Genomic DNA, 20,504 nt, shown 5'->3' on the forward strand with positions numbered 1-20,504 from the left:
GCGCGGCGATGGCGGTGCAAAGCGATCTGATGTCAAGCCTGCACGACCCCGCAGGTGGCGAATCGACATTCCGGCGAAGAGCCATCGAGTGCCGCGGCCACCGTCGATCCCCGCGCGATTCACCTCGTTCACGGGATCAGAACGCAGCCGTCACCGTCGCTCCAAGGTTCACCATCGTGCCGTCCGCTCGGTAATCCCCGACGAAATCGGCCGGATTGTCCTTCTCCACGACCACTTCCGGCAGCACGGACAGCTGCCCGTGCACATCGATCCGGAGCGAGCCCGGCAGCTCCGGCAGAGGCCGATTCAGGACCACGCCCGCCCCCAGAGAGAGCGTGTGTCGATCTGCGTCGATGTAGTTCGTCACCCCCCGCTGCGGCGGGACCGGCGAGCGCTCGTAGACGTACCCCGCGCGGAGCGGGATCTCGATCGCGTGGCGCGCTCCCCCCGGCCCGCCTTGCCCGGCCGCCTCGCGCGGGCTCCCCGCCGCGGCGATCGCGTACTCGACGCCCAGCCGCGGCACGAGCCGATCCTCGAACCGGAGCGGCACCACGGACGTGGGCCTCGGATCGTCGGGCAGGTCAAGCGGCACCTCCGGGGGCGGCGACGCCTCGAGGTGCGCCCGCGCCCTCGCCACCGGGCTCTCGTAGGCCGACCAGTTCACCCACGTGACGTCGAGGTTCACGCGCAGGCCCCGGATCCGCTGGAAGCTCGCCCCCACGACGACCTGCTGCGGCAGGAACGCGTCGACCGTGCGCGACTCGAGCTCGTAGAGGAGCGGCACCTCGATGCCCGCGAAGTCGACGACCCCTTGCAGCCGCGCGTCGATCGACAGCGGGAGCTTCGCCTCCCCGCGGTAGACGACCCCGACGAAGCCGAGATCCCAGGCGCGCACCCGCGCGCCGAGCTGCGGGTAGCGGATCGACGTGAGATCCGCGTCCACCTCGTGGCGGAGCGCGGAGTCGTAGGGCGACAGCGCGTCGGCGCGGCCCGTCACCGAGAAGCGGCCCCGCGTCGAGGCGAGGAACGCGACGCCGCCGCCGAGCTCCAGGAACGGGAGCGGGCGCACCGCGATGCTCGCGGCGAGGAACAGGATCGAGAGCCGGTCGTCGTAGAGCTCCCAGCGCGGCGTCTCCTGGCGGATCGCCTTGATCCGCGACAGCCCGTCGTCCGGCAGGAACGTCGCCAGCCCGAACGCGAACGGGACGCCGAGCACCTCGCCTGGCGCGACGAGGCCGCCCGACAGCCCGTGGACGTCGCGCACGCCGCTGTCGCGGCCGTTCGTGCGCAGGCCGTTCGACGCGTAGCTGTAGCCGAGCGAGAGGCCGAGCCCCGTCGCGCCGGCGAGGCCCGCCGGGTTGTAGTAGCTCGCCGAGAAGTCGGTCGCGTCCGCCGCGAGCGCGCCGCCCATCGCGGCGCCGCGCGCGCCGAAGCCGTACGCGTCGGGCGCGTGCGCGCGCGCTGGCCCGGCGGTCAGCGCGGCCAGCAGCGCGGCGGCGCAGGCGGGCCGGCGCATCAGAACGCCACCCCGAGCGTCGTCCCGCCCGCGACCAGGACGCCCCCCGTGCGCACCGCGCCGGCGCCGCCTTCGCCGCCGCCCGCGGCCGGCTCGCCGCGCTTCCGGTGCGCGCGCGGCAGGAGCAGCTGCACCTCGCCGAACAGGTCCAGCGTCAGCCGGGGCAGCGGCGCGGCGAGCGCGAGCCCGTAGCCGAGCGACAGCGCGACGCGCGCGTTGTCGTAGAGGTTCGACGCGCCCGTCTGCTCGGGCGCCGGCGACGGCTCGAGGTACGCGCCGCCGCGCGCGTGCGCCGTGGCCCCCGGCCGCAGCGCGAGGCTGCGCTCCACGCCGACGCGCGGCACGACCGTGTCCGAGTACCCCGGATCCGCGGGCGCCGGCGCCCCGCACGGGCCGGCGAACGGCTCGCCCGTGGCGGGGTCGACGTCCGGGCAGCGCACCGTCGCCTCGACCGGGCCGGGGTACGCCGACCAGCGCTTGTACGTCGCGCCGATCGCCACCTTCCAGGGGCCCTTCACGCGCGCCACCTCGAGCGCGACCTGCGCCGGATCGTACTGCGCGATCCCCGCGATGTGGAGCGGCGGCACGGCGATCCCCCCGAGATCCTCGGCGCGGATGACGACGTCGAAGCGCCCGGCGAGCTCGCCGCGGAACGCGGCCCCGACGCGGTACGCGCCGATGTCGTAGCTCGCGCCGAGGATCGGCCCGTAGCTCGCGACCAGGGTGTCCTCGACCAGCGTGCCCACGCGGCCGGACGCGTCGGTCGCCACCGTCACCGCGCCGGACAGCGCCGCCAGCGCGGCGAAGCCGGCGCCCACCCGGACGCCGCGCCCGAGCGACGCGCCGAGCGCCGCCTGCACCGCCACCGACTGGGTCCGGTCCGCGACCGGAAACTGCGGCGTCTCCGGGTAGAGGATCCGCCCGCGGACCACCACGTCGAACGGCGCGAAGAAGCCGAGGCCGATCGTCACGCGGTCCGCGAGCGCGCCGCCGAACGGGATCGGCACCGTGGCGCCGATCAGGCTGCCGCGCAGCGGCGGGTACGAGAGCCGCCGGCCGCCCGCGCGGAGGTCGAAGATCGCGCCCTCGAGCCCCAGGGTGAGCCGGCGCTCGCGCGACAGCGACAGGAGCGCCGGGTTCGCGTAGACGGCCTCGTAGCCCTCCGCGACCGCGGCGCCGGTCGCGCCCATGGCGCTCGCGCGCGCGCCGAAGCCGAGCACGTCCTCCGGCGACGCCCGCGCGGCGCCGGCCGACGCGAGGGCGAGCCCCGCCGCGGCGAGGGGCGCGAACCCGCGCCGCATCCAGCGGATCGGGCGAAGCATGCGCGGGCGACCGTAGACTGGGCCGCCCTGGCGCGCTAGTCGGTATCCGCCGTGGATCCCCGCCCTAAAAGCAGCTCGGACGAACGCCGCCCCCGCCTCGCGCTCCAGGCCGTGCTGCCGGAGGAGCTCGCCGGCGCCTGCGGCATCGACCTCACCGACGCGCGCCGCATCGTCTCGCTGGCGCACCGCCTCGGCGAGCTGCCCGCGCGCGCGCCCGCGACCGTCCGGCGCGCCGCGCTCGAGGCCGCGCGCTCGGCGGGCGAGATCAGGACGCTCGCGCTCGTGGAGCGGCGCGCGAGCGCCGAGGATCCGTTCGTGAAGTACGCGTTCCGTCTGGAGGACGGCGCGGCGGTCGAGTCGGTGCGCATCCCGCTCGAGCGGCCGGGCCGGTACTCGGCGTGCGTGAGCTCGCAGGTCGGCTGCGCGCTCGCCTGCGCCTTCTGCGCCACCGGGCGCATGGGCCTCACGCGCAACCTGGAGGCCTGGGAGATCGTCGAGCAGGTGCGGCTCATCCGCCGGGATCTCGGCGCCACCGTGGGCGGCGGCGCGCGCGTGCACGGCGTGCTGTTCCAGGGCATGGGCGAGCCGCTCGCCAACGCCGATCGCGTCATCCAGGCGATCCGGGTGCTCTCGGAGCCGAGCGCGCAGGCGATCGACATGCGCAACATCACGGTGTGCACGGCGGGGCTCCCGTCGGGGATCCGGCGGCTCGCGGCCGAGGTCCCGGGCGTCCGGCTCGGCCTCTCGCTCGGCTCGGTGCGGCCCGGCAGGCGGCGCCACCTCATGCCGATCGACGGCGCGCACCCGCTCGACGAGGTCCTCGCCGCCGTGGGCGAGCACGCGCGCGCGACCGGGCACGCGCCGATGTGGGCGTACACGCTGCTCGCGGGCCAGAACGACGCGGACGAGGACGCCGCGAGCCTGGCCGCGCTCGCCCGCGGCTTCGCCGCGCAGCACGGCATCTCGCCGCGGCTCAGCCTCATCCCCTACAACGCCATCGGCGCGGCCGACGCTCCCCCGCCCTCGCCCGGCGGCGCCGAGGGCGGCGCCGCGCCGGCCGATCCGTTCGCGCGCTCGGCGCGGCTCGAGGCGTTCCGCGCGGTCCTCTCCGCCGCCGGCGTCGGCTCGATCGTGCGCTACTCCGGCGGCGGCGACGTCGGCGCGGCCTGCGGGCAGCTCGCGCGGCCTCCGGCGGAGGCGCAGCGGCCAGGCGGCCGCCGGGCGTCGCCCCGGCCCGGCGCGGCGGCGGAGGCGGCCGGCGTCGGGCCGAGCGCGCCGCCGCGGCCGGCGTGAGGGTCGCTATGGATCCCCGCTCCGGCGCGCGCTAGCTTGCGCCCGTGTTCGGCTTCAGCTTCGGCGAGGTAATGGTGCTCGTCATCGTGGGCATCATCGTGGTCGGCCCACGGCGGTTGCCCGCGATGATGCGGACGGCGGGGAGCTGGATCGCCAAGCTCCGCCGCATGACCACCGAGCTCAGGACGCAGAGCGGCATCGACGACCTGATCCGCCAGGAGGGGCTGGAGCGCGAGCTCCGCGAGCTCCGCGCGCTCTCGCGGGTCAACGTGATCGAGACGCTGGTGAAGCCCGTCATGGACGCCGGCACCATCGGCACGGTCGTCTCGGCGACGCCGCGCGTGAGGCCGCCGGAGCCCGAGCCCCTGCCGCCGCCGCCGGACGTGCCGCCGCCGCCGCAGAACGTGCCGCCGCTCCGCGAGCGCGAGTACCCGGTCCTCGGCTGCGACGCCTACGGCGCCGAGATCGAGGGAGCGCCCAAGCCGGCGGACGCGGCCGAGGGCGGAGGCGCCGCGGCGCCGGTGGAGGGCGGAGCCGCCGCGGCAGCGGCGAGCGGCGCGGAGGGCGCGGAAGGCGCGGCGACCGCGGCGGCGCCGGCGGCCGCGGCAGCGCCGCAGGGCGCGGCGAGCGCGGCAGGGTCCGCGGCGGCGCAGGAGACCGCGGCGGCGCAGGAGACCGCGGCGGCGCAGGAGACCGCGGCCGCGCAGGAGACCGCGGCGACGGGGAACGGAGCGGCGTCATGAGCCAGGAGCAGGCGGCGGCGAAGAGCGATTCCCCGGGAGCGGCCGGCGCGTCCAGCGACAACGCCGAGGAGGACCTCAACGAGGACAAACCGATGTCCTTCTGGGAGCACCTCGACGAGCTGCGCAAGCGGCTCGTCCGGAGCATCCTCGTCTTCTTTGTGGCCTGCATCTTCGGGTGGGAGGTGCGCGAGAAGCTCCTGCACTACCTGACCATCCCATTCGTGCAGGCGTGGCGGGAGCAGAGCCTGCCGGGCAACCCCTCGCTCCACTTCGGCGCGCCCGCGGCCGCGTTCGTCGCTTACTTCAAGCTGTCGATGATCGGCGGCGCGGCGCTGGCCTCGCCGTTCATCTTCTACCAGCTGTGGGCGTTCGTCGCGCCGGGCCTCTACGCCCGCGAGAAGCGGTACGTCATCCCGTTCGTCCTGTTCTCGACGATCCTGTTCGTGGGCGGCGGCCTGTTCGGCTGGCGCGCGGCCTTTCCGATCTCGTTCGGCTACTTCCTCAGCATGGCCGGCACGGTCGGCGGCGACGGGGTGACGATCACGCCGACGGTGATGATGGGCGACTACCTGGACTTCGTCGCCCAGCTCCTGCTCGGCTTCGGGATCATCTTCGAGATCCCGCTCATCGTGCTGTTTCTCTCGATCGCGGGCCTCGTCAACTACCTGCAGCTCATCATGTTCGGCCGCTGGTTCGTGTTCGCCGCCTTCGTCCTGGCGGCGATCCTGACGCCGCCGGACATCACCAGCCAGCTCGTGATGGCGGTGCCGATGTGCCTCCTCTACGTGCTCTCGATCGGGCTCGCGTACGTCTTCGGCAAGCCGCCGACGGACGACCAGCGCGCCGCGTACAAGAAGCGCAAGCAGAAGGAAGTCTCCCAGGGCTGACGTCCGGCGCGGCGCGGACATCGCAGGCAGCACCGCCTCCGCGCCTCGTCGGTGTCCCAGGGCGACGAACGGGTCGAAGGCGCCTGAGACGAGCAGAAGCTCGAACCGCCAACGCGCCAAGGGCGCCAAGAGAAAGACCCTGGCTCGGCGCCTCGGCGGTTCGTCTATCGCTCGATCGACGTGATCGGCGCTCCAGCGTCGCGCTTGGCGGACGGCGCATGCCGCGCGCCGTCAGGGCCGCGGCTCAGGCGGCCGGCGCGATCGCCGCGGGCGCGGTCTTCCGGCTCCGCGCCACGTGGATCGCGATCGCGGCGCCGAGCATCGCGACCCCGATGAGCTGCGACGTGGACAGGCCGATGAGGCCACCCCGGTCGTCGGCGCGCGCGAACTCGAGCGTGAAGCGCCCGAGCGCGTAGAGGCCGAGGAACGTCGCGAAGACCTGCCCGTCGTACCGCTTCCGCCCGTGCACGTAGAGCAGGCAGATCGCCGCGATGGCGAACGACATGGCCGACTCGTAGATCTGCGTCGGGTGCACGGGGTGCGACGGCAGGCGCGCGCTCGCGAGCTCGTGCAGCTTGAACTGCGCCTCGCTCGCGGGGCTGTTCGGCGGGAACGAGAGCCCGAGCGCGCCGTCGGTGCGCTGGCCGAAGCAGCAGCCGGCGAGCAGGCAGCCCATCCGCCCGAACCCGAGGCCCAGCGGGACGGCGAAGCCCGCCATGTCCGCCGCCTTCCAGAACGGGAACCGATCGCGCTTCAGCAGCCAGTACGCCATCGCCGACGCGCCGACGAAGCCGCCGTAGTACGTCAGGCCGCCCGCCCAGAACTTCGCCCACGCCAGGCAATCGCGCTCGGTCGGGTGGCAGACCCCCTTCGCGGCGTCCCAGACGCCGTGGTACCGCGGCTCGCACAGCGCCTGCTCGACCTTCCAGTCGACGAGCGACGGGTCGGTGCACAGGTGCACGTAATCCCAGAAGTATCCGTCGGCGACGACGTGGAGGAGCCGGCCGCCGACGACGCCGGCCAGGAGGCACGCGAGCCCCAGGTCGACGATCACGTCCGGATCCTCGCCGATGCGCCGCGCCCACAGGGCGCCGATCGCGGTCGCGAAGAGGAAGCCGGTCAGCAGCAGCAGGAAGTAGGCGGGGAACGCGACGTCAAGCAGGCGGAACAGCTCGGGCCGCATGGTCAGCCCGCCGACGCCTTCGCCCCGGAGGGCTTCCTCGCGAGCTCGGGACGCTGCGGGGAGAACATGTCGATCGCCATCAGCCCGACGCCCACGACGATCGCGATGTCGGCCACGTTGAACGTCGGCCACACGAACGTCGGCGTGAACCGCACCTGGATGAAGTCGATGACGTACCCGTAACGGATCCGGTCGACGAGGTTCCCGAGCGCGCCGCCGAGCACGAGCGGCAGCCCCCACCGGAGCGCGATCTGCGAGGGGTGGAGCTTGCGGTACAGCGAGACGATGAAGACGATCGCGGCGAGCGAGACCACGAGGAAGAACGGGCGGCGGATCGCCTCGCTCTCGTCGCCCAGGATGCCCCACGCCCCGCCGTGGTTCTTCGCGAAGATCAGGTTCAGGTGATCCGGGATGACCTCGATCTTCCGGAGCGCGAGCGGCCGGGGCGCGTCGGCGAGGTCCGCGAGCGCCCGCGGCTCCAGCCGGTCCTTGGCCCACCACTTCGTGCCGAGGTCGGCGGCCAGCGTGACGGCCGACACGACGAGCAGGAACACGTACGACGGCCGGTAGGTCGGCTTCGCCGGCGCGACCACATCGTCGGCGTCGTCCTCCAGCGAGGAGCCGCGCCCCTCGGGGTCGCGCTCGCCGGCGGCCAGCGGCGCGCCTTCTGGCGCCTTCACGGGCGCGGCGCGGTCCGGCTCCGCATCGGCACCCTCGGTCTTCACGGCAGCATCTCGCGGCGTGGCGTCTTCAGTCATGCGGAGCGCGTTCCTCTACGACAAACCGAGCTCTCCGGCAAAGGCTTCCCTCCGGGCGCGCCGTCTCGCCCGTCTGCCCTGTGCGCCCTCGCCCGTCTCGCGCGTCGTCATGTCGTGCTTCTCGGGCGTGCGCGCGAGCGCGCACAGCCCGCTCTCTGACCGCGCACCGCGCACCGCGCGGCCGCTTCGGCCCTTCAGCCGGCCGGCGGGGCGGGCGGAGGCGCTTCCGTCGATAGCGGAGGGGCCGCGTCGCCGCCCGCCGGGCCGCCGGGCCCGCCGCTCGGCGCTGACGAGGGAGCGCTCGCGTTGCGGGCGGAGGCGATCATGTCCGTGGACATGAGGATGACGCCGGCGACGATCGCGATGTCGGCGACGTTGAACGTCGGCCAGTGAAACTCCTGGCCGCCGCGGATCACGTAGACGTCGATGAAGTCGATGACCCAGCCGTAGCGGATCCGGTCGACCAGGTTGCCCATCGCGCCGCCGAGCGCCAGCGCGAGCCCCCACTTCATCGCGGCCTGGTCCTTGTGGACGCGCCGGTAGATCGAGACGATGAAGACGATCGCCGCGGCGGAGACGAACAGGAAGAACGGCCGCCGCAGGCCGTCCGGGAGGCTGCGGAGGAAGCTCCAGGCGCCGCCCGGGTTCTGCGCGAAGATGAAATCCAGGTGGTCCGGGATGACCGTGAAGATCTTCGGGCCCGACCGCTTCGCGTCGAACCCGGCGAGCCGCGCGTGCGCCCACGCCTTGGTCGCCAGATCGGCGGCGCACGAGACGAGCGACACGACGGCCAGGAAGGCGAGCGAGGCGCGCTCGCCCGGGGGGAGCTCGTCCGGGAGGAGTGCAGCGGGCGACGCCTGCGGTGCGCCAGAGGACATCACCCTCGCTTCTACGCGATGGCGCCGCGCGGAGCAAACGGCCCGGAGCAGGGCGACGCCGTCCGCCGACCGTCCCCGCGCCGCCTGCGTCCTCCGCCTCCGCTGTCGTCCGTCGCCCTGCGCCGTCCGCCGCGCGGCGTCTGCCGCGCCGGGCGCGGTTCACCGCCCGTCCAGGATCGTCAGCGAGCGCTCCGGGGCGCGCGTCAGCGAGCGCTCCGGGGCGCGTGCCCGGGCCGGTGCCTTCGGCGGCTGCGTCGGTTTGCCCGGCTCGAGCGGCTCCGCCGCGTCGGCCGGCGGCGCCCCTTTCCTGCGCAGCGCCAGCTGCACCTCGGCGTACGCCTGGAGGGCCGCGCCCCGCTGCCGCTCCGCGGCCGCCGTGCGCCCGAGCGCGTCGGCCAGCTGCGCCCGGCGCCCCGCGAGGTACGCGAGATCCCTCGCCTCCGCGAGCTCCCTCCCCGCGGCGAACGCGCGCTCCGCGCGCTCCAGCGCCTCGCCGGCGCCCTCCAGGTCCGCGGCCGCGAGCTCCGCCGCCGCGCCCGCTCGGGCGCGCGCGTAGCTCTCCCGCGCGCTGATGAGCTCCTTCGGCGGCAGCGGGGCGCTCGCGCACCCCAAGAGGCCGCCGAGGAGCAACATGGCCACCGTCGTGGCCGCCATCCTCGGGTTGCATCGCATGGTTCCGCGCCTCCTCCCGCGCGCCCCTACCGGAGCCGCTGATGGATGAATCCGACCTCCCCGACCGCCTCGCGCGCGCGCGCCTGGGCCCGCGCCTCCCGCGCGAGGGCCATGGCGAGCTCCGCGTCCGCCTGCGCGCGCAGGAGCATGCGTCGCGCCCGATCGGCCACGCCCTCGGCCGACAGCCGCCTCGCGCGCTCCACCTGCTCTCTGGCGAGGCGCAGGTGGACGTCCGCCAGCGGGACCTCGTCGACGCCGCCCTCCTCCGCGGCCCGGATCATCGCCTCCGAGGCGACGACCCGATCGCCGAACGTCGCCGTGCGCGCGGCGCACCCCGCCGCCGACGCGCCGAGGAGCGTCAAGATCACTGCCTTTCTCATGTGCGACACCTCGTGGCCAGCCCCGGACGAGCGATCGCGCGGAGCAGGCGGGGCAAAGAGCGATGTGGACCTCGACGCCGGATCTCCGTCGGATCTCCGTCGCCGGTCGGCTCTCCCTCAGGCAACCAGCACACCAGGCCTGCCCGCGGTGGGGCTCTGCCTGAGCGCCCCCGCGCGGCGCGCCGCCCGGCGTCCGTCGGTGCAGCAGGATCGCCGCGCGCGCTGAGACGTCGGCTCACGCGCCGTATCCGCGCTGCCCAACCGTTGCGCGCAAACGAGCCATTCGCCGGCGCCGCCGCGCGCCTCGCGAGCAGTGACTCCACGGCGGGAGGGCCGCCGAGCTCCGAGTTCGCTCGAGGACACGAGCGCTCCCCGCTCCCCTGTACGCGCGCCTGCCCTGCCCGCCCTCGCCCTCCCCCGCGCCCATCCGCGGCGCCGCCCGCCGCGATCGGGTGCGGCAGCTTCCCACAGATCCACCCATCGCGCCCACCCGCGCCCGATCCGGTTGAGCGACACGGCGCATCTGTTTAGTATGCCGGCGTCATGCCGTCGCCCCCCTGGAAGATCGAGACCGGCGTCGAGAGCGTCATCGCGTCGTGGCTCGCGTCGGGCTACGTTCGCCCTTGTTTCACCGCGGACCGCGAGATGCCGCCGGCCGAGGCGCGCACCGCGCCGATGCCCGAGGCGCTCTCGCCGGCGCTGCGCGGCGCCCTGGAGCGACGGGGCATCTCGCGGCTCTACGACCACCAGGCGCGGGCCTTCGCGGCGGCCCGCGCGGCGCGCGGCGCGGCGGAGGCCGCGCAGGCCGGGCGGCACGTGGTCGTCGCGACGCCGACGGCGAGCGGCAAGAGCCTCTGCTTCCACCTCCCGGTGCTCGACGCGCTGGCGGAGGGCGCCGCGTCGGGCCAGGGCGGCAGCGCGATCTACCTGTACCCGACCAAGGCGCTCGCCCGGGACCAGGAGGCCGGGCTGCACGCGCTCATCCGCGAGGCGGGGCTCACGATCCCGGCCATCGTCTACGACGGGGACACGCCGGGCGACGCGCGGCGGGCGGCGCGCGAGCGCAGCCCCATCGTCATGACCAACCCCGACATGCTCCACGCGGGGATCCTGCCGCACCACGCGCACTGGGCGCGGACGTTCCAGCGCCTGCGCTACGTCGTGCTGGACGAGCTCCACACCTACCGCGGGGTGTTCGGCTCGCACGTCGCCCACGTGCTCGCCCGGCTGCGCCGCGTCGCCGCCTTCCACGGCTCGAGCCCGACGTTCCTCTGCGCGACGGCGACGATCGGCAACCCGCGGGCGCACGCCGCGCGCCTGCTGGGCATCGCCGAGGACGAGCTCGAGCTCATCGACGAGTCGGGCGCCCCGCGCGGGCCGCGGCGCTTCTTCCTGTACAACCCGCCCGTCGTGAACGCGGAGCTCGGGGTGCGCGCCAGCACGCTGAAGAGCGCGGTCCGCCTCGCCGGGGATCTCGCGCGGGCCCGCGTGCCGACGCTGGTGTTCGGCCAGTCGCGCAACTCGGTCGAGATCATGCTGAAGTACCTGCGCGAGGGCGTCGGCAAGGAGATCGGGGCGGAGGACGCGATCATGGCGTACCGCGGCGGCTACCTCCCGGAGACGCGCCGCCGGGTCGAGCGGGGGCTCCGCGAGGGCGAGATCCTCTGCGTCGTGGCCACGAACGCGCTCGAGCTCGGCATCGACATCGGCGAGCTCGACGCGGTGATCTGCGCCGGCTATCCCGGGTCGGTCGCGGAGACGTGGCAGCGCTTCGGCCGCGCGGGCCGGCGCGGCAAGACGAGCATCGCCGTCCTGTGCGCGACGAGCGCGGCGCTCGACCAGTACCTCGCGAGGAACCCGAGCTACCTGCTCGAGCGCGGGGCCGAGTCGGCCCGGATCGATCCGCAGAACACCGAGATCCTGGTGCAGCACCTCAAGTGCGCGGCGTTCGAGCTGCCGTTCCTCAAGGGGGAGTCCTACGCGGCGATGCCGGCGGACGACACCGTCGCGGCGCTCCGCTTCCTCCAGGACAACGGGGTCGTCCACGAGTCGAACGATCGCTTTCACTGGGCGACCGACGCCTATCCGGCGAACCACGTGAGCCTGCGCTCGGTGGGCTGGGACAACTTCGTCATCATCGACAAGGCGCACGGCAAGACGCTGGCGGAGCTCGACTGGCGCGCCGCGCCGACGATGCTCCACGAACAGGCCATCTACCAGCACGACGGCGAGCAGTATCAGGTCGAGCGGCTCGACTACGAGAACCACAAGGCGTTCGTGACGAAGGTCGTCCCCGACTATTTCACGACCGCGCTCACCCATCGAAAGGTGAGCATCCTCGACGAGAGCGCGAGCGCCCCGCTCGGCCGGGCGACCGCCGCGTTCGGCGAGGTGAGCATCGTGGAGAAGGTGGTTGGGTACAAGAAGATCAAGTTCTACACGCACGAGAACACGGGGTATGGCGACGTGCGGCTGCCCGACATCCAGATGCACACGACCTCGTTCTGGCTCACCGTGCCCGAGGCGCTCTGCGAGGAGCTCGGCCTCGGCCGCGCGACCGCGATCGACGGCCTGCGCGGGATCGCGCGGGCGCTGGAGACGGTCGCGACGCTCTCGCTCATGTGCGATCCGCGGGACATCGGCCAGACGCTCGAAGACGGGAGCGAGGCGCGGACGCCGGACGTCCCGGAGGGCGCCGAGCGGGCCGGGGTCTTCGATCCGACGCTGTTCCTGTTCGACAACGTGCCCGGCGGCGTCGGCCTGTCCGAGCGCATCTACGAGCAGCGCGACGAGCTCCTCGCGCGCACGCGGCAGCTCATCGCGGGGTGCGGCTGCGACCAGGCCGGCTGCCCCCTGTGCGTCGGCGCGACCGAGGCCATCGACGCGAAGCGCAAGCGCGCGGCGCTCGGCCTCCTCGAGATCTTGCTCCACCAGGCGTGAGACATGGGAGCGAGACGAGACTGAGCCGCCAAGTCACCGAGACAAGCGATCTCGGAGCTCTCTTCCCGTCCTTGGGGAGTCCCCTACTCCCTGGGTCAACGCGGGCAGAGCGGCGCTATCCCCTCTTCACCGCGAAGCCGGCGAACGCCTGCATGACGGGCATCAGCTCGAGCCGGTTCACGTTGACGTGCTCCGGGAGCGTCGCGCACCAGACCACGGCCTCGGCCACGTCCTCGGCCGAGAGCGGCTTCACCCCCTGGTAGACGGCGGCGGCCCGCTCCTGGTCGCCCTTGAAGCGCACCAGCGAGAACTCCGTCTCGGCCATGCCGGGCTCGATGTCGGTGACGCGCACCCGGCTGCCGAGGAGATCCGCGCGCAGGTTCAGCGAGAACTGCGCCACGAACGCCTTGCACGCGCCGTAGACGTTGCTCCCGGGATACGGCGTCTCGGCGGCCACCGAGCCGATGTTGATGATGTGCCCCCGGTCGCGCGCCACCATGCCGGGCAAGAGCGCCCGCGTGCAGTGGAGCAGCCCCTTGATGTTCGTGTCGACCATCTGCTCCCAGTCGTCGGGATCCGCCGTCTGCGCCGGCGAGAGGCCGAGCGCGCCGCCCGCGTTGTTGACCAGCACCGACACCTCGGACAGCTCCGGCGGGAGCTCCGCGATCGCCCGATCCACCGCGCCCCGATCCCGGACGTCCAGCCGGACGAGGTGGACCGCGGCCGCCCGCCCACCCCCGGGCGACGAGCCCGCCCCGCCGCCCGTGAGCTCAGCCGCGAGCGCCTCCAGGCGCTCGTAACGGCGCGCGGCCAGGACCAGCCGAGCGCCCAGGCCCGCGAAGCGACGGGCGATCGCCGCGCCGAAGCCAGCGGAAGCGCCGGTGATGAAGACAACCGGAGTCGAATCGTTCAGGGATGCGTGCATCATGTCCAGAGCGGACTTGTACCAGACCGGTGCAGGTCCAGCGACATCCACCGCACCCTGCGGCACACGTCGGCCCTGCGCGACCCCACCGGACAGCCGTAGATTCGTCGTGGACGTGCCGCCGCGCGCGCGTGACAGCCGGGCATCGGCCGCGTGGGAGCGCCGTGAGTCGATTTGTGCAATCGACCCCGGCATCCAGGATGGTCGAGCGCGGTCGCCCCTTTACCCGGCCCCTCGGAGCCATTTACAGTCGGGCACCGTGGAGAGCGCGCCATCGAGGGGGTCTGTGCTGGGGCGTTACGCCATCGGACCGCGGATGGCGCGCGGCGGGATGGGCGAGGTGTTCCGCGCGGCCGCGCTCGGGCCGGATGGCGCGGAGATCCCGGTCGCCATCAAGCGAATCGTCCCGATGCACGCCGGCAGCGACGATCTCAAGCAGCTCTTCATCGCCGAGGCGAGCATGATGACCCGCCTCAAGCACCCCAACATCGATGAGGTGCTCGACTTCGGCATCGACGAGGCGGGCGACTTCTACCTCGTGCTCGAGCTCGTGTCCGGAACGGACCTCGGCCGGCTCTGCCGATGGATCTGGGCGCGCGGGGAGTCTGTCCCGGTGCCGGTCGCGCTCTTCGTCGCGTCCGAGGTGCTCAAGGGGCTCGGCTATGCGCACGAGCGCTCGGCCGCCGAGGGGCGGCTGATGGTGCACCGCGACGTGAGCCCGGGGAACGTGCTCATCTCGCTGGCCGGCGCGGTGAAGATCGCGGACTTCGGCGTGGCGATCGCGACGCGGGGCGAGGCGGGCGACGCGGCCAGGCGCGATCTCGTCGGGAAGCCGACCTACATGCCGCCCGAGCAGTTCGACGGGGAGCGGGTCGACGCCCGCGCCGACCTGTTCGCGCTCGGGGTGGTGCTCTTCCAGATGCTCACCGGCACGCGGCCGTTCTCCGGGACCAGCGCCGCCACGCGCATGGCCGCGGCGCGCGAGGGGCAGATGCTGCGCGCGAGCGAGCTGCGCCCCGAGGTGAGCCCCGCCCTCGAGGCGCTCCTCGCGCGCGCGCTCGCGCCCCGGCGGGAGGATCGCTTCCCCGATGCGCGCGCCATGCTGGAGGCGATCGAGGCGCTCCGCGAGGCCGGCCACGAGATCGGCGCGCCGGAGGATCTCGCGGCGCTCGTGGGCGCGGCGCTGAAGGAGCCGTCCGAGCCGCGCCCGGCGGGCCCGCCCGTGTCCGAGCGCCCGGACCCCGACGGCGACGACGACCTGGAGGGGGGCGAGCTGGCGCGCGTCGACGAGGACAGCCCGTTCACCCTGCGCGTGACGCGGCGGCTCAGCGGTCCGTCGCAGGCGCTCGGCGGCGGCGCCGAGCCGCTCGACGCGGACGGCGCGGCGCTGCCGGAGCCGTCGAGCGCCCCGCTGAGCGGCGGATTCCACGCGGTGGCGCCGCCCTCCAGCGACGAGAGCTCGCTCGATCCGCTCCTGGCCCCGTCCGTGAGGCCGGGGAGCCCCTCGCAGCGGCCGCGGGACGAGCTCCGGCCGGCGTCGGTGCCGAGCGCGGCCCTCCCTGCGGCCGGGGCGACGCGGCAGCGCCTGCTCGCGGCGGCGATCGCCTGCGCCGCGCTGGCCGGGATCGCCGTCGCCAGCGTGCGCGTCGGTGAGGGCCGGATGAGCGCGGCGCACCCCGCGGCCGCGCAGCGCGCTGCGGCCGTGGCGCAGCCGCGGCTCGCCCCCGCGGTGCAAGCGGCGCTCCTGCCCCTGCGAAGGGCGACGCCGCCGGCGAGCTCCCCGGCCGAGGCAGCGCCCGCCGCGGGCGCGACATCCGCCGCGGGCGCAACATCCGCCGCGGGCGCGACACCCGCCGCGGGCGCGACACCCGCCGCCACCCTGCGCTGACCGCCCGCAGCCCGAGCCGCTTGCGGCGCTCAGCCCGCTCGGCTAGCAGCGCCGCGTGCAACGTCCTCACGCCCTCCTCGCCTTCGCCCTCGCCGCGCTCACCGGGTGTGCCTCCGCGCCTCCTGCGGCGCCGTCCGCTCCTCCCGCCGCGCCGGCCGCCTCGCCCGATGCGGCGCCGGCCGCGACGGCCCCCGCCCCGACCGATGCGGCCGCCTCGGCGCCCGCCCAGGCCACCTCGGTCGACGTGCCCGCAGCCCTGCGCGCCGTCGTGGAGGCCGCCGACCGCGCGGACGCCGACAAGGCGCTCGACGCTGGCCGGAAGCCCGCGGAGACGCTCGCCTTCTTCGGCATCCAGCCGGGGATGAAGGTCGCGGAGCTCATGGCAGGGGGCGGCTACACGGCCGAGCTCCTGGCGCGGGCGGTCGGCCCGAGCGGGGTCGTCTACGGGCAGAACAACCGCTTCGTCCTCGAGCGCTTCGCCGAGAAGCCGTGGAGCGAGCGGCTCAAGAAGCCCGCGATGAAGCAGGTGGTCCGGGTCGACCGCGAGCTCGACGACCCGTTGCCGCCCGAGGCGCGCGATCTCGACGCCGTGTTCCTCGTCCTCTTCTATCACGACGCCGTGTGGATGGAGGTGGACCGGGCCGCGATGAACCGCGCGATCTTCCGCGCGCTCAAGCCCGGCGGCGTGTTCGCGATCATCGATCACACGGGGCGCGACGGGACGGGCGTCACCGAGGTGAAGACGCTCCACCGCATCGAGGAGAAGGTCGTGCGCCAGGAGATCGAGCAGGCCGGCTTCCGGCTCGCGGCCGAGGCGAGCTTCCTCCGGACGCCGAGCGACACGCGCGACTGGAACGCCTCGCCCATGGTGGCGGGCGACAAGCGGGGCATGAGCGACCGCTTCGTGCTGAAGTTCGTCAAGCCCGGCGGCTGAGCCGCGGCGGACGGCGGATCGGCCCGGGTCGCGGAGCGGCGGCCATCGCGGCAGGGAGCGCGCGGCCCGCTCCGCGTGTCAGAAATCCCGCCGGGGATTGCTGGCGGGCGGAGCTGGGGCGGCGCTCACCCGTCGGAGCGGACGCAGCGCGTGAGCCGCCGATCGCGGACCGAGTGGTCCTGCGATGTGCCGTTCGTGAAGTTGACGAGGATCGCCTTGTCGGCGCTGCCGATGGCGGGCGTCGACGACCAGAAGACGTCGGACGGCGCCCCCGGGAAGGCCTCCGGGTCGATCGCCGGCCCCGAGCGTCGATCGTCGACGATCGAGAGCAGCTCCTTCGCGCTCGGCAGCCGCCAGTCGCCCTTGCCGGCGAGGGTGAGCTCCTCGCAGTGGGCGAGCGCGCCGTTCCAGATGAAGCGGGTCAGGGAGGCGTGACGCTCCCAGACGAGCCCCGTCCGCCCATCGAGCACCCACTCCTCGCCGAACGACAGATCGGGCGACTCCACCCCGCCCTCGCCCCCGACGCACAGCGCTCGCGCGCCGGACATGTCCTTCCGGAAGAACCCCACGGACGCGTCGGCGGCGAGCACGCCCCACGCATAGCTGTCGTCGTCGGCGACGTCGGTCGCGGACCAGTAGAAGCTGTCCTGGGTGCTCGTGAAGAAGATGTCCGGAAACGCCGTGGTGTGGCCGAAATCCAGGATGGAGACGAGCTCGCGCCGCGTCGGCAGGCGCCACGTCGCGATGCCGCTGACCTGCTCGGCGCTGAGCGTCGTGCAGTGCTCCAGCGCGCCCTCCAGCGTGAACAGCCCGTTCTCCGTCACCTTTTCCCACGTGAGCCCGGTCACCGAGTCTTTCACGGTGCCGTCGCCTTCCGTGTAGGAGGGGACGGCGATCTCGTAGTTGCCGTCCTGTCCGAAGAAGGGATCCGACGGTCCCGGGCACGCCTCGAGCACGATCGTCCCGTCGGAGCAGCGTCTCGTCGGCGAGTCCGGCCACGTCACCTCGGTGGTGGGCGGCCCTCCGCCGGTCCCTCCTCCGGTGCCGCCGCCGCCCATCGGCTCGCTCCCGCCGCCGCCCATCGGCTCGCTCCCGCCGCTTCCGCCGCCGGTCCCTCCCCCGGCCCCGGCGCCGTAACCGACCTGAAAGGGCTCTCCAACGCATCCGGCGAGCGCGACGAGCTCCACGAGCAGCGCGGCCAGCAGCCGGGTGGAGCGATGGGCGTGAGGGGTCTCGTTCGGCATGGGCGAGCGGCGGCGTCCGTGATGGATCCGGGCCTGCAGCCTACCATCCACCGGGGCGCAGAGATCGATTTCCTCGCAGGCGAGCCCGCGGTGCAGGTCCTCATCGACGGCCCGCCCGCCGCGCTTTCTCCGCGAATTTTGCCTGCGCCGAGCCCACCGCGCGTTCGCGATGCCCCTGCCGCGCGCTGTCCCCCCAGCCTTTCGCCGCGCGCCCGTGCCGCTCGCCGCTCGCTCTTGCCGCGCGCCGCTCGCTCTTGCCGCGCGCCGCTCGCTCTTGCCGCGCGCCGCTCGCCGCTCGTTCTTGTCACTTGTCGCTCGCCGCTCGCCGCTCGCTCTTGCCGCGCGCCGCACGTTTTCGCCGCGCGCCGCACGTTTTCGCCGCGCGCTCCGCCAGCCGAAACCGGCAGCCGCGAAAAACGGAGCGAGCGCGAAATAAACAGGAGGCTGCGGCGAAGAGTGGGTATGAGCACACGCACCTCCATTTTGTTCGCGGTCGCGCTCACGGGCAGCCTGCTCGTGGGCTGTAGCGACGGCGCGACAAGCTCGGTCGGGGATCGGGTCGCTCGAGGGGCAGCGGCCTGCCTCCCGGGCGAATCGATCGAGCGGGCCGAGAAGAAGGTTTACACGTTCTTCGGCAGCCCCAGCGCGCAGAGCCGGGTCGAGCGGGCGATCCGGCCGGATGGGTCGGAGACCCTCTCGAGCGAGACCCGCCTCTCGCCCGCCGACGCCGGCCAGGGGTCAGCGGCGCAGGGCGCGCCCCCGACCGGCGGCGTTCTCCGCGAGTACGCCGAGCTCGACCCCTCGGGTCGCCTCGTCTACGCCGACGTCTCCCTCAGCGACGCCGCCGGCGTGGTGAAGCGGATGATCCTCGATCCGCAGCACGGCGCCGCGATGCTCCGCAGGGCCGGCCGCGCCTCCGGTTTCGTCCGGATCCCGACCGGAGAGGCCACCATCTATGCGCCGGTGGGCTCGATCGTGACGCCGGTCGCGGCGTGGGTCGCCCGGCGCGCGGCGCTCGCTGCGCCGAGCGTCCGCATGTTCGACGAGGGGACCGCCGAGAGCCACGCCGTCCTGAGCGATCAGCTGGTCGTCGAGGACGGTCGCGACACGTTCGTGGTGCTCGGCGACGCGGCGCTGTCGGCCGATGACGAGTTCATCACCTCCCTCCCGCTCGGCGCCGCCGCGTCGGCGACGGCCTGCGAGGCGGGGGGGAGCGGCGCCGTGGCTCCCTCGCGCTGCGGGTGAGCCCACCCGCGGGCGATCCGGCGCCGCGCTCGCGCCGCGATCGCGGAAGACACCGAAGACGAGCGCCCGCTCTCCTCGGTGTCTCTCCGCGAGACGGATCGCCTTTACTTCCCGGATCCTCTCCGCTTCACGGGGTCGTGTAGTCGACGTTCACCGTGTACGTGCTGGCCGTGTATCCCTGCACGAGGAGGAAGGCCTCCGACTGACCTTCGGGGACCGTCAGCTCGCACGTCTCGTCCGCGCCGTCGAGGTAGGGGCGGCAGTCGTAGGCGCTCAGCGTCGGCTGCTCGCCGAACCGCACGTAGAGATCGGGATCCCCGGAGCCGCTCATCACCGCCCGGAAGGTCGTGCCCGGGACGACCGCGATCGGCCCGTGGGCTGCCGTCTCGCGCCGCGAGATGCTGCCCTCGAAGCTCGTGGACGTCGCGGTGCCGCCGCCTTCCGCCGCCCCCGGCGCGGAGTAGCTCACCTCGATCTCGAAGTTCGACGCCGTGTAGCCGTGCACCTTGATGAAGGCCCTCGTCTCGCCTTCCGGCACCTCGAGCGTGCAGGTCTCGTTGGCGTCGCTGAGGTACGGCCGGCAGTCGAACGAGCGCGCCGTCGGCGCGTCGCCGAATTTCACGTAGAGGTCGGGGTCCCCGGTCCCGGTCATGACCACGGTGAGGGTCGTTCCGGCCACGACCTCGATCCCCTCGGCGGGCCCGACCGCGTCGAACGCGCCCCGGGCGACGCGGCCGCTGAAGGTCTCGGTGGTCGGCACCCCGCCGCCGCCGCCGCCGCCGCCCCCGCCGCCGCCGCCGCCGCCGCCACCACCGCCGCCGCCGCCGCCGCCGCCGCCGCCGCCGGGGGCGCCGTAGAGCGATTGGACGCCCGCGATGTCCTTCTCCGTGAGGTTGAGCGTCCTGTCGCCGGTGCCGTTGCACTGGGGATAGTGCATGACGGACGCTCCGTCGTACGCGGTGAGGGCGCGCCAGTTGTCGTCCTCGAAGCAGGCGCCCGACTCAGGACGGGTGTGCTCGTGGCGGAAGCCGAGGGTGTGACCCAGCTCGTGGCGGAGAATGCCCGTGAGATCGGGCTGGGAGCTGTTGTGAGCGGTCCTGTCGATCAGGACGTTCCGCGACGACCGCGACTGGCCGGGGAAGAAGGCGCGCGCGAGGTACTGGCCGCCCGCGTTCACGGGGTTCACGTCGAACAGGACGCTGCTGGTGCTCGACGTGCAGTTCGAGTCGGCGGACTCCACGTGGATGAAGTCGACGTCCGCGACCTCCTCCCACGCCTCCACGGCCGACGCCATCGCGGCGACGACGGACTCGTAGTTGCCCCCGAATCTCGTGCTCACGCAGTAGGTGAGATTGCGCCGCTGCTCCGTCGTCCAGACAATGTCGCTGCCCCCGGACTGGTTGACGATCAGCGCACCATCGCGCACATGCGTCTCCCAGAACTCGCGCAGATGCTTGATATCTACGACAGGCGTGTCCCCGTTAACAATGTAGATGCCAGTGTCAGCCTCGCGGAAGACGGTCCGCTCGAAGTCGTCAAATCCCAATTGATTCGTGCCGACTGCCTCGGTGCTACCGTCGCCGACGTCTGCCGAGCAACCGGCCGCAGCAGCGGTCAAACCAGCGATCACCACGGCGAGCTTACGGGTGACCACATTGCTCTGGTGCGGCTTTGCAGGATGCATTTGAAGCTCCTT

The 20,504-nt window shown here is 73.6% G+C and carries 17 protein-coding genes; 7 read left to right on the forward strand and 10 right to left on the reverse strand.

Translation table 11 applies throughout. The annotated features are described in order from the left end of the window. Positions 1-136: 136 nt before the first annotated feature. Entirely contained in the window at positions 137-1,516 is a 1,380-nt protein-coding gene (locus WME98_RS48385) for an OmpP1/FadL family transporter (protein WP_437948317.1), read from the reverse strand. Next, on the reverse strand, positions 1,516-2,838 hold the full coding sequence (locus tag WME98_RS48390) for an OmpP1/FadL family transporter (RefSeq protein WP_437948318.1): 1,323 nt from the start codon (positions 2,836-2,838) through the stop codon (positions 1,516-1,518). Before WME98_RS48390 ends, WME98_RS48385 begins: the two co-directional genes overlap by 1 nt. A gap of 51 nt (positions 2,839-2,889) precedes the next feature. Here WME98_RS48390 and rlmN point away from each other — a divergent pair, with 51 nt between their 5' ends. The 3 genes from rlmN to tatC are packed head-to-tail and all read left to right on the forward strand — an operon-like array spanning position 2,890 to position 5,761. Further along, positions 2,890-4,131 (forward strand): 23S rRNA (adenine(2503)-C(2))-methyltransferase RlmN, encoded by a 1,242-nt coding sequence (gene rlmN, locus WME98_RS48395; protein ID WP_437948319.1) that lies wholly within the window; start codon positions 2,890-2,892, stop codon positions 4,129-4,131. 44 nt (positions 4,132-4,175) lie between these two features. Further along, positions 4,176-4,874: a Sec-independent protein translocase protein TatB gene (tatB, locus tag WME98_RS48400; protein WP_437948320.1), complete on the forward strand. Its 699-nt coding sequence runs from the start codon at positions 4,176-4,178 to the stop codon at positions 4,872-4,874. Beyond that, positions 4,871-5,761, forward strand: coding sequence for a twin-arginine translocase subunit TatC (gene tatC / locus WME98_RS48405; RefSeq protein ID WP_437948321.1), 891 nt, complete (start codon positions 4,871-4,873; stop codon positions 5,759-5,761). Before tatB ends, tatC begins: the two co-directional genes overlap by 4 nt. A 244-nt stretch (positions 5,762-6,005) precedes the next feature. Here the strand turns inward: tatC and WME98_RS48410 are convergent, their stop codons facing one another. The 5 genes from WME98_RS48410 to WME98_RS48430 form a co-directional block, all read right to left on the reverse strand. Next, the gene (locus tag WME98_RS48410) at positions 6,006-6,944 is read right to left on the reverse strand and encodes a prolipoprotein diacylglyceryl transferase (protein WP_061621940.1); all 939 of its coding nucleotides are present in this window, start codon (positions 6,942-6,944) and stop codon (positions 6,006-6,008) included. Between the two features lie 2 nt (positions 6,945-6,946). Continuing rightward, positions 6,947-7,702, reverse strand: coding sequence for a signal peptidase II (lspA, locus tag WME98_RS48415; RefSeq protein ID WP_061621939.1), 756 nt, complete (start codon positions 7,700-7,702; stop codon positions 6,947-6,949). A 194-nt stretch (positions 7,703-7,896) separates the two neighbouring features. Next, positions 7,897-8,580, reverse strand: a complete 684-nt coding sequence (gene lspA, locus WME98_RS48420; protein WP_437339199.1) for a signal peptidase II — start codon at positions 8,578-8,580, stop codon at positions 7,897-7,899. A gap of 159 nt (positions 8,581-8,739) precedes the next feature. Then, the gene (locus WME98_RS48425; RefSeq protein ID WP_437339200.1) at positions 8,740-9,252 is read right to left on the reverse strand and encodes a DUF4398 domain-containing protein; all 513 of its coding nucleotides are present in this window, start codon (positions 9,250-9,252) and stop codon (positions 8,740-8,742) included. Between the two features lie 26 nt (positions 9,253-9,278). Continuing rightward, on the reverse strand, positions 9,279-9,632 hold the full coding sequence (locus WME98_RS48430) for a DUF4398 domain-containing protein (protein WP_437948322.1): 354 nt from the start codon (positions 9,630-9,632) through the stop codon (positions 9,279-9,281). A 543-nt stretch (positions 9,633-10,175) separates the two neighbouring features. Between WME98_RS48430 and WME98_RS48435 the strand changes: the two genes are divergently transcribed. Then, the gene (locus tag WME98_RS48435) at positions 10,176-12,572 is read left to right on the forward strand and encodes a DEAD/DEAH box helicase (protein WP_437948323.1); all 2,397 of its coding nucleotides are present in this window, start codon (positions 10,176-10,178) and stop codon (positions 12,570-12,572) included. Between the two features lie 115 nt (positions 12,573-12,687). Here the strand turns inward: WME98_RS48435 and WME98_RS48440 are convergent, their stop codons facing one another. Beyond that, positions 12,688-13,500: an SDR family oxidoreductase gene (locus tag WME98_RS48440; protein WP_437948324.1), complete on the reverse strand. Its 813-nt coding sequence runs from the start codon at positions 13,498-13,500 to the stop codon at positions 12,688-12,690. A 283-nt stretch (positions 13,501-13,783) separates the two neighbouring features. On the opposite strand from WME98_RS48440, the gene WME98_RS48445 reads away from it, so the two are divergent. Beyond that, a complete protein-coding gene (locus WME98_RS48445) occupies positions 13,784-15,385 on the forward strand; it encodes a serine/threonine protein kinase (RefSeq protein ID WP_437948325.1) in 1,602 nt (533 codons plus the stop codon). 55 nt (positions 15,386-15,440) lie between these two features. Next, positions 15,441-16,319 (forward strand): class I SAM-dependent methyltransferase, encoded by an 879-nt coding sequence (locus tag WME98_RS48450; protein WP_437948326.1) that lies wholly within the window; start codon positions 15,441-15,443, stop codon positions 16,317-16,319. Between the two features lie 125 nt (positions 16,320-16,444). On the opposite strand, the gene WME98_RS48455 is transcribed toward WME98_RS48450, so the two are convergent. Beyond that, entirely contained in the window at positions 16,445-17,563 is a 1,119-nt protein-coding gene (locus WME98_RS48455; protein ID WP_437948327.1) for a DUF1566 domain-containing protein, read from the reverse strand. Positions 17,564-18,025: 462 nt separating this feature from the next. Here WME98_RS48455 and WME98_RS48460 point away from each other — a divergent pair, with 462 nt between their 5' ends. Beyond that, a complete protein-coding gene (locus WME98_RS48460; protein WP_437948328.1) occupies positions 18,026-18,808 on the forward strand; it encodes a hypothetical protein in 783 nt (260 codons plus the stop codon). 127 nt (positions 18,809-18,935) lie between these two features. Here the strand turns inward: WME98_RS48460 and WME98_RS48465 are convergent, their stop codons facing one another. Then, a complete protein-coding gene (locus WME98_RS48465) occupies positions 18,936-20,492 on the reverse strand; it encodes a M57 family metalloprotease (protein ID WP_437948329.1) in 1,557 nt (518 codons plus the stop codon). Positions 20,493-20,504 lie beyond the last annotated feature (12 nt).

It is taken from the genome of Sorangium sp. So ce296 (assembly GCF_051529605.1).
GTDB classification, from domain to species: Bacteria; Myxococcota_A; Polyangia; order Polyangiales; family Polyangiaceae; genus Sorangium; species Sorangium cellulosum_D.